Annotated in this window: 6 protein-coding genes; 4 read left to right on the top strand and 2 right to left on the bottom strand. The window is 67.6% G+C overall.

From position 1 onward, the window contains the following. Window positions 1–497: 497 nt before the first annotated feature. Window positions 498–902 (bottom strand): TfoX/Sxy family protein, encoded by a 405-nt coding sequence (locus BMZ45_RS22215; RefSeq protein WP_056180446.1) that lies wholly within the window; start codon window positions 900–902, stop codon window positions 498–500. Further along, on the bottom strand, window positions 899–1,381 hold the full coding sequence (locus BMZ45_RS20180) for a GAF domain-containing protein (protein ID WP_056180443.1): 483 nt from the start codon (window positions 1,379–1,381) through the stop codon (window positions 899–901). Before BMZ45_RS20180 ends, BMZ45_RS22215 begins: the two co-directional genes overlap by 4 nt. A gap of 79 nt (window positions 1,382–1,460) precedes the next feature. Between BMZ45_RS20180 and BMZ45_RS20175 the strand changes: the two genes are divergently transcribed. The 4 genes from BMZ45_RS20175 (at window position 1,461) to BMZ45_RS20160 (ending at window position 7,380) form a co-directional block, all read left to right on the top strand. Beyond that, window positions 1,461–2,216: a TMEM175 family protein gene (locus BMZ45_RS20175; protein ID WP_175489178.1), complete on the top strand. Its 756-nt coding sequence runs from the start codon at window positions 1,461–1,463 to the stop codon at window positions 2,214–2,216. Then, window positions 2,213–2,884, top strand: a complete 672-nt coding sequence (bioD, locus tag BMZ45_RS20170) for a dethiobiotin synthase (RefSeq protein WP_091638312.1) — start codon at window positions 2,213–2,215, stop codon at window positions 2,882–2,884. Before BMZ45_RS20175 ends, bioD begins: the two co-directional genes overlap by 4 nt. Before the next feature lie 126 nt (window positions 2,885–3,010). Further along, a complete protein-coding gene (locus BMZ45_RS20165) occupies window positions 3,011–4,177 on the top strand; it encodes an efflux RND transporter periplasmic adaptor subunit (RefSeq protein ID WP_091638311.1) in 1,167 nt (388 codons plus the stop codon). A 17-nt stretch (window positions 4,178–4,194) separates the two neighbouring features. Further along, a complete protein-coding gene (locus tag BMZ45_RS20160; protein WP_091638310.1) occupies window positions 4,195–7,380 on the top strand; it encodes a multidrug efflux RND transporter permease subunit in 3,186 nt (1,061 codons plus the stop codon). Window positions 7,381–7,796 lie beyond the last annotated feature (416 nt).

The following is a 7,796-nucleotide window of genomic DNA, read 5'->3' as shown; positions in this document are numbered from 1 at the left end:
GCGCGCCCTCATCCGCCCTGCGGGCACCTTCTCCCGCAAGCGGGAGAAGGGCAGATCAAGAACCTCTCCCGCAAGCAAGCAGGGGAAGATCAAAAACTAGCGTTGCGAGCCCCTCTCCCGCTCGCGGGAGAGGGCTTGGGGTGAGGGCCCGGCGCGAGCGCGTTGCTTGAACCCCGCCGCGCGCCCTCATCCGCCCTGCGGGCACTTTCTCCGGCAAGCGGGAGAAGGGCAGATCAAGAACCTCACCCGCAAGCGGGCAGGGGAAGATCAAGAACCGGCGTTGTGAGCCCCTCTCCCGCTCGCGGGAGAGGGGTTGGGGTGAGGGCCCGGCGCAGAGCGCGCAGCTCCAACTTCACCCGGCGCTTCATCCGGCCCGCAGCCTGTCCTCAGCCCGCCGAGCGGGGCACCGGCTCCCGCGGTTGGGAGCGGGGAAAGCCAGGTTGGGAGCGTAGCCAAGCGCCGCCAATCCGCGCCGCAAAGGGAAACGCAGGGCCGCCTTACTCCCGCTCTTCGGCCTCGTCGCGGCCTTCGCCCGCGGGCTCGTCGTCGAAGCCGTCGTCGTAGGACGGCGGCATCGCCACCGTGTCCTCGGTCAGCACGGTGGTGCGCACCGGGCCGGCGGCCGGGCGGTTGCGCGGCGCGGGCAGCAGGGCGGTGGCGGCCTCGGCGGCGGCGATCAGTTCGTTGCGGCGCTGGTCGGGGATCTCCTGCCAATGGCAGTCCAGCAGCGCGCCTTCGATCGCGTACAGCAGGTTGAGCGTGGGTTTGAAGCCCGCGCGCTTGACCCGCATGAATGCCTCGACCGTGCCGATCGCGGCGATGTCCTCGTGCGAGCGCAGGCCGACCTGGCGCAGCCAGGCCGCGCTCTTGGGGCCGATGTTGCGCAGCTTGGCCGCGGTCATCGCAGCGACTCCACGAAGGCCTGGGCGATCGCTTCCAGGCCGCGCTGGTCGTCGGCGTCGAAGCGGTCGAGCTTGGGGCTGTCGAGATCGAACACGCCGATCAACTCGCCGTTCAAGGACAAAGGCACCACCAGTTCGGAGTTCGACGCCGAATCGCAGGCGATGTGCCCCGGGAAGCGGTGCACGTCGGCGATGCGCTGCGTCTGGCCGCTGGAGGCCGCCGCGCCGCACACGCCCTTGTCGAGCGGAATGCGGATGCAGGCCGGCAGGCCCTGGAACGGTCCGACCACCAACTCGCGGCCGTCGTAGAAGTAGAAGCCGACCCAGTTGAGGTCCGGCAGGGCGTGATAGACCAGCGCCGACAGGTTGGCGGCGTTGGCGACACGGTCGCGCTCGCCCTCGATCAGGGCGCGTGCCTGGGCCAGGAGCAGGTCGTATTGTTCCGGCTTGCTGCCGGACAGGGGGTTGGCGGCGAACATACCGCGAGTGTAGCAGCGGCACGCCCGGGCATTACCATGGCCGGACCCCGCCCCCCCAAGACCGCCGCCGAGGATGCCGATGACCGAGTCAGGCTCGACCATGCCCGCCTTCCGCGAACGCGGCCACCAGGTGACGCGGCTGGAAAGTTTCGTCGACGCCGCGTTCGCGTTCTCGCTGACGATGCTGGTGATCCTGTTCAACGAACTGCCCGACACCGTCGCCGAACTGCGCGAAGCGCTGCGGCGGGTGCCGACCTTCGTGTTCTGCTTCGTGCTGCTCGCGCTGTTCTGGGGCGCGCACAACCGTTGGAGCCGGCGCTACGGGCTCGACGACGGACGCTCCAACGTGCTCAGCCTGGCGCTGGTGCTGGTGGTGATGATCTACGTCTATCCGCTGCGCATGGTGGTCTCCAGCGCGATGTCGATGTTCACCGGCGGCTGGGTCAAGAGCGAGCTGGGCATCGATCCCGCGCATTGGAACGCCGACCTGCAGACCGCTTTCATGGTCTATGCGGTGGGCTTCGGTCTGCTGTCGTGGATCGTGTGCGAGCTCAACCGGCACGCGCTGCGACGCGCCGACAAGCTGGGTCTGACCGCGGCCGAGCGCTACGAGACCGGCACCGAGATCGGCCTGCACTGGATCCTCACCGGCACCGCGGTGCTGAGCCTGCTGCTGAGCGGCCTGGCACTGGCCTGGCCGGGCGAGAACGCACCGGGCCTGATCGCGGCGCTGCCGGTGTGGGTGTATGCGGGACTGGGCGCGGTCATGCCGGCCTATGCGGTGCGTCGCAATCGGCGCTGGCTGGCCCATCAATCGAAGGCCGCCGCCGCTTGAGCGCGCGCAGCTACTTCGTCACCGGCACCGACACCGGCATTGGCAAGTCGGTGGCCAGCGCCACGCTGCTGCACGCGCTGCGCGCGCAGGGGCTGCGCGCGGTCGGCATGAAGCCGGTCGCCAGCGGCTGCGAGCTCACGCCGCAGGGGCTGCGCAACGAGGACGCGCTGCTGTTGCAGGCCGCCAGTTCGCCCACGCCCGCGTATGCCGACATCAACCCCTATGCCTTGCGCGCTCCGCTGGCGCCGGAACTGGCCGCGGCCGACGACGGCGTCGAGATCGCGCTGCCCACCCTGCTGGCCGCGCACGCGCGCCTGGCCGCGCAGGCCGAGGTGGTGGTGGTCGAAGGCGTGGGCGGCTGGGCGGCGCCGCTGTCGGCGACCCTGGATCAGGCCGAACTGGCGCGCGAACTGGATGCGGCGGTGGTGTTGGTGGTCGGAATGCGGCTAGGCTGCATCAACCATGCGCGCCTGACTGCGCGTGCGATCGAGGCCGACGGCCTGCGTCTGGTCGGCTGGATCGGCAATGAGATGGACCCTCATATGGACCGACGCGATGACAATTTCCGTTTACTGCGTGAGCGCCTGCCGGCGCCCTGCTGGGGCCGCCTGCCGTACGCGCCCGAACCCGACGCCAGCCGTTTCTCGCACTTGCTCAGCGTGGTTTAGCGGCGCTGGCCCCGTGACTTATGGGGGGTGGGGCCAAGTATCAGAATGTTAGACTTTTCAGTATAGGAATTAGAAACAACCACCGAGCGATCGCGCTCAGACAACGATGGAACCGGAGTCTTTCCCATGATCATGATCCCGCGCTGCGCGGCCCTGGCCTTCGCGTTGGCCCTCGCACTTTCCGCTTGCGGAGGTGGAGGCGACGAACAAGCCGGCGGCGCGCCGCCGCCGCCGGAACTGGGCGTGATCAAGGCGCAGCCGGCGAACGTGCCGCTGCAGAAGGATCTGGTCGGCCGCCTGGCCGCCTACCGCAGCGCCGACGTGCGCGCGCGCGTGCCGGGCGTGCTGCAGCGCCGCGTCTACGCCGAGGGCAGCGACGTCAGCGAAGGTCAGGTGCTGTTCCAGATCGATCCCTCGCAGATGCAGGCCGAAGTCGGCCAGGCCCAGGCCTCGCTGGCCTCGGCCGAAGCCAACTACGCCAACGCGCGCGCCGCCGCCGATCGCGCGCGCCGGCTGGCGCCGGAGAAGTTCATTTCGCGCTCCGATCTCGACAACGCGCTGGCCGCCGAACGCAGTGGCTCGGCCGCGGTGAAGCAGGCCGAGGCCGCGCTGGCCAACGCGCGCATCAACCTGGGTTACGCCACCGTGCGCTCGCCGATCAACGGCCGCGCCGGCAAGCAGCAGGTCACCGAGGGCGCGCTGGTCGGGCAGGGCACCGCGACCCTGCTGACCACCGTCGATCAGATCGATCAGCTGTACGTGAACTTCTCGCTCAGCGTGTCCGAGCTCGAGCAGATCCGCCGCGCCCAGGCCGGCCAGACCCAGGGCGAAACCCAGGTCCAGGTGGTGCTGCCCGACGGCACGGTCTACCAGCGTCCCGGCGTGATGGATTTCTCCGGCGACGTGGTCGATCCGGCCACCGGCGCGATCGCGCTGCGCGCGCGCATCCCGAACCCGGACAAGACCCTGCTGCCCGGCACCTACGTGACCCTGAAGGCCACCCTGGGCAACCAGGCCAACGCCTTCCTGGTGCCGCAGGCCGCGCTGCAGCGCGACGCCGGCGGTTCCTATGTGCTGGTGGTGGGCGCCGACGGCAAGGTCGCGCGCAAGGGCGTGACCGCCGACCGCAGCCAGGGCGGCAACTGGGTGATCAGCAGCGGCCTGGCCGCGGGCGATCAGGTCGTGGTCTCCGGCATCCAGCGCGCCGTTCCGGGCGAGGCGGCCAAGGCCACGCCGTGGCAGCCCGAGGGCGCCAAGGGCAAGCCCGAAGCCGCCGCGCCGGCCGCCAAATAAAGGACTGAGCGAACGCCATGTCCAGATTCTTCATCAATCACCCGGTCTTCGCCTGGGTCATCGCGATCCTGATCACGCTGGGCGGCGTGCTCGCGATCTTCAATCTCGGCGTCGAGTCCTATCCCAACATCGCGCCGCCGCAGGTGGGCATCTCGGCCAGCTACCCGGGCGCCAGCGCCGAGACCGCCGAAGGCGCGGTCACCCAGGTGATCGAGCAGCAGCTGACCGGTATCGACAACCTCGATTACTTCAGCTCCTCGTCCAGCGCCTCGGGCGGCTCCTCGATCACCCTGACCTTCGCGCCGGGCACCGATCCCGACATCGCCCAGGTCCAGGTGCAGAACAAGGTCGCCCTGGCGACGCCGCGACTGCCGGAGGAAGTGACCCGGCAGGGCGTGGTGGTGGCCAAGTCGAACTCGAACTTCCTGATGGTGGTCGCGCTGCGCTCGGAAAATCCGGGCGTGGACACCAACGCGCTCAGCGACATGATCGGCTCGCGCGTGCTCGACCAGATCGCGCGCGTGCCCGGCGTGGGCAGCACCCAGCAGTTCGGCAGCGAATACGCCATGAACATCTGGCTCAACCCCGAGCAGCTGCAGGGTTACGGCCTCTCGGCCACCCAGGTGCTGAACTCGGTGCGCGGCCAGAACGTGCAGTTCGCCGCCGGTTCGATCGGCGCCGAGCCCTCGCCGAAGGAACAGGCCTACACCGCCACGGTCTCGGCCGAAGGCCGTTTCAGCACGCCCGAGGAATTCGGCAACATCATCCTGCGCGCCAACGCCGACGGCACCACGGTGCGCCTGAAGGACGTCGCGCGGATCAAGATCGGTGCGCAGTCCTACGGCTTCGAGGCGCGCTGGAACGGCGCCCCGACCGGCGCCTTCGCCGTGCTGCTCAGCCCCGGCGCCAACGCCCTGGGCGTGGCCGAGGCGGTGCGCAAGCGCATGGACGAGCTGCAGACCAGTTTCCCGCAGGGCGTGAAGTGGTTCTCGCCCTACGACACCTCGACCTTCGTGCGGATCTCGGTGGAGGAGGTCGTCAAGACCCTGCTCGAGGCGATCGCGCTGGTGTTCCTGGTGATGCTGATCTTCCTGCAGAACTTCCGCGCCACCCTGATCCCGACCCTGGTGATCCCGATCGCCTTGATGGGCACCTTCCTGGGCATGTACATCCTCGGGTTCACCATCAACCAGCTCAGCCTGTTCGGCATGGTGCTGGCGATCGGCATCGTGGTCGACGACGCGATCGTGGTGATCGAGAACGTCGAACGCATCATGACCGAGGAGGGGCTCAACGCCCGCCAGGCCACGATCAAGGCGATGAGCCAGATCAGCGGCGCGGTCATCGCGATCACGGTGGTGCTGGCGGCGGTGTTCATCCCCAGCGCCTTCCAGGGCGGTTCGGCCGGCGAGATCTACAAGCAGTTCGCCATCACCATCGCCATGGCGATGGGCTTCTCCGCGTTCCTCGCCCTGGGCTTCACCCCGGCGCTGTGCGCGACCATGCTCAAGCCCACCGAACATCACAAATCGAACTTCGTGTTCCGCGGCTTCAACACGGTCTACAACAAGGTCGCCAATACCTACGTCGGTCACATCGGCAGCGCGGTCAAGCACGCGCCGCGCTGGATGGCGGTGTTCGTGGCGCTGGCGGTGCTGTGCGGCTTCCTGTTCACCAAGCTGCCGGGCAGCTTCCTGCCGGAAGAAGACCAGGGCTACGCGCTGGCACTGGTGCAGTTGCCGCCGGGCGCGACCATGCGCCGCACCCAGGCCGTGTTCGACGACATGCGCAAGGCCCTGGAGAAGCAGGAAGGCTACGACGGCATGATGGAAGTGGCCGGCTTCAGCTTCGTCGGCCAGGGCGAGAACATGGGCATGGCCTTCATCCGCCTGAAGCCCTGGGACGAGCGCAAGGTCGACGCAAGCACCTTCATCCAGACCACCTACGGCACCCTGAGCGGCATCCGCGACGCCCAGATCTTCGTGATCAACCTGCCCACCGTCAGCGGCCTGGGTTCGTTCGGCGGTTTCGACATGTACCTGCAGGACCGCGGCGGCAAGGGCCGCGAGGCGCTGACCGAGGCCCGCAACATCCTGCTCGGCAACGCCGGCAAGAACCAGGCGCTGGTCGGCGTGCGTCCGAACACGCAGGAAGATTCGCCGCAGCTCAAGCTCGACGTCGATCGCGTGCAGGCGCAGGCGATGGGCCTGTCGGTGAACGACATCTACAGCTCGATCCAGCTGATGCTGGCGCCGGTGTACGTCAACGACTTCGTCGACAACGGCCGCATCAAGCGCGTGACCATGCAGGCCGATGCGCAGTACCGCACCGGTCCGGAAGCCTTGGCCCGGTTCTACACGCCCAACCCGTCGGCGGCGACCAACGTCGACGGCAGCGCGGCCGACAGCACCACCAACGCGATGATCCCGCTGACCAACGTGGTCCACAGCAAGTGGATCATGGCCTCGCCGTCGCTGACCCGTTACAACGGTTATTCGGCGGTCGAGATCGTGGGTTCGCAGGCGCCGGGGCACAGTTCGGGCGAGGCCATGAACGCGATGCAGGCGATCGTCGACAACGATCTGCCGGAGGGCTTCGGTTACGACTGGACCGGTCAGTCCTATCAGGAAATCCTGTCGGGCAATCAGGCGCCGATGTTGATGGCGCTGTCGATCCTGGTGGTGTTCCTCTGCTTGGCGGCGTTGTACGAGAGCTGGTCGGTGCCGGTGGCGGTGTTGCTGGTGGTGCCGCTGGGCGTGCTCGGTGCGGTGGTGTTCTCGTTGCTGCGCGGTCTGCCCAACGACATCTACTTCAAGATCGGTCTGATCACGGTGATCGGCCTGGCGGCGAAGAACGCGATCCTGATCGTGGAGTTCGCGATCGAGCAGCGTCAGGCCGGAAAGACGCTGCGCGAGGCGACCATCGAGGCCTGCAAGCTGCGTTTCCGCCCGATCCTGATGACGTCCTTCGCTTTCATCATGGGTGTGATCCCGCTGGCGATTTCGTCGGGCGCGGGCGCGAACTCGCGTCACGCGATCGGCACGGGCGTGATCGGCGGCATGATGTTCGCGACCTTCCTGGGCGTGCTGTTGATTCCGGTGTTCTATGTGGTCGTTCGCCGGATTCTTGGCGACAAGCTGGACGAGGCGCCGAAGATCGTGCGTCACGACGATGAGCCGCCGGCGGCCAAGCCCGCGGGCTGATCCGGATCCGCTGTTACCGAAGAGCCCGCCGAACGGCGGGCTTTTCTTTGGGGCGCGCTGCTCTGATCAAACGCTCCCGCCTGCTATGCATATTTTGACTTGTCATCCTCGCGAAGGCGGGGAGCCGCCGTCTTTAGCACTCGCTCGCACGCGCACGCGAGTTTGGCCTTTCGCTCTTAGCTCCCTCCTTTGAAAAAGGAGGGTTGGGGAGGATTTGCTTTTGCTGTTGCTTCGTCGGCTCGGTCCGAAGGTCAAAGGCTTCCGCCTGCTGCGCATGCGGGTCACTTTCTCTTGCTAGCCCAAGAGAAAGTAACCAAAGAGAAGGGCTAGCGGGACCAAACCTCCCCTGCGGGTTCGGTGGTTGCGCCGGGATTTTTCGATAGGACATCCTTGCCCTATCGAAAAACGGCGCGCGT

It is taken from the genome of Lysobacter sp. cf310, from assembly GCF_900114355.1.
Lineage (GTDB): Bacteria > Pseudomonadota > Gammaproteobacteria > Xanthomonadales > Xanthomonadaceae > Lysobacter.
Note: the sequence above shows the minus strand (reverse complement) of the source record. Positions and strands in the feature narration are given on the sequence as shown.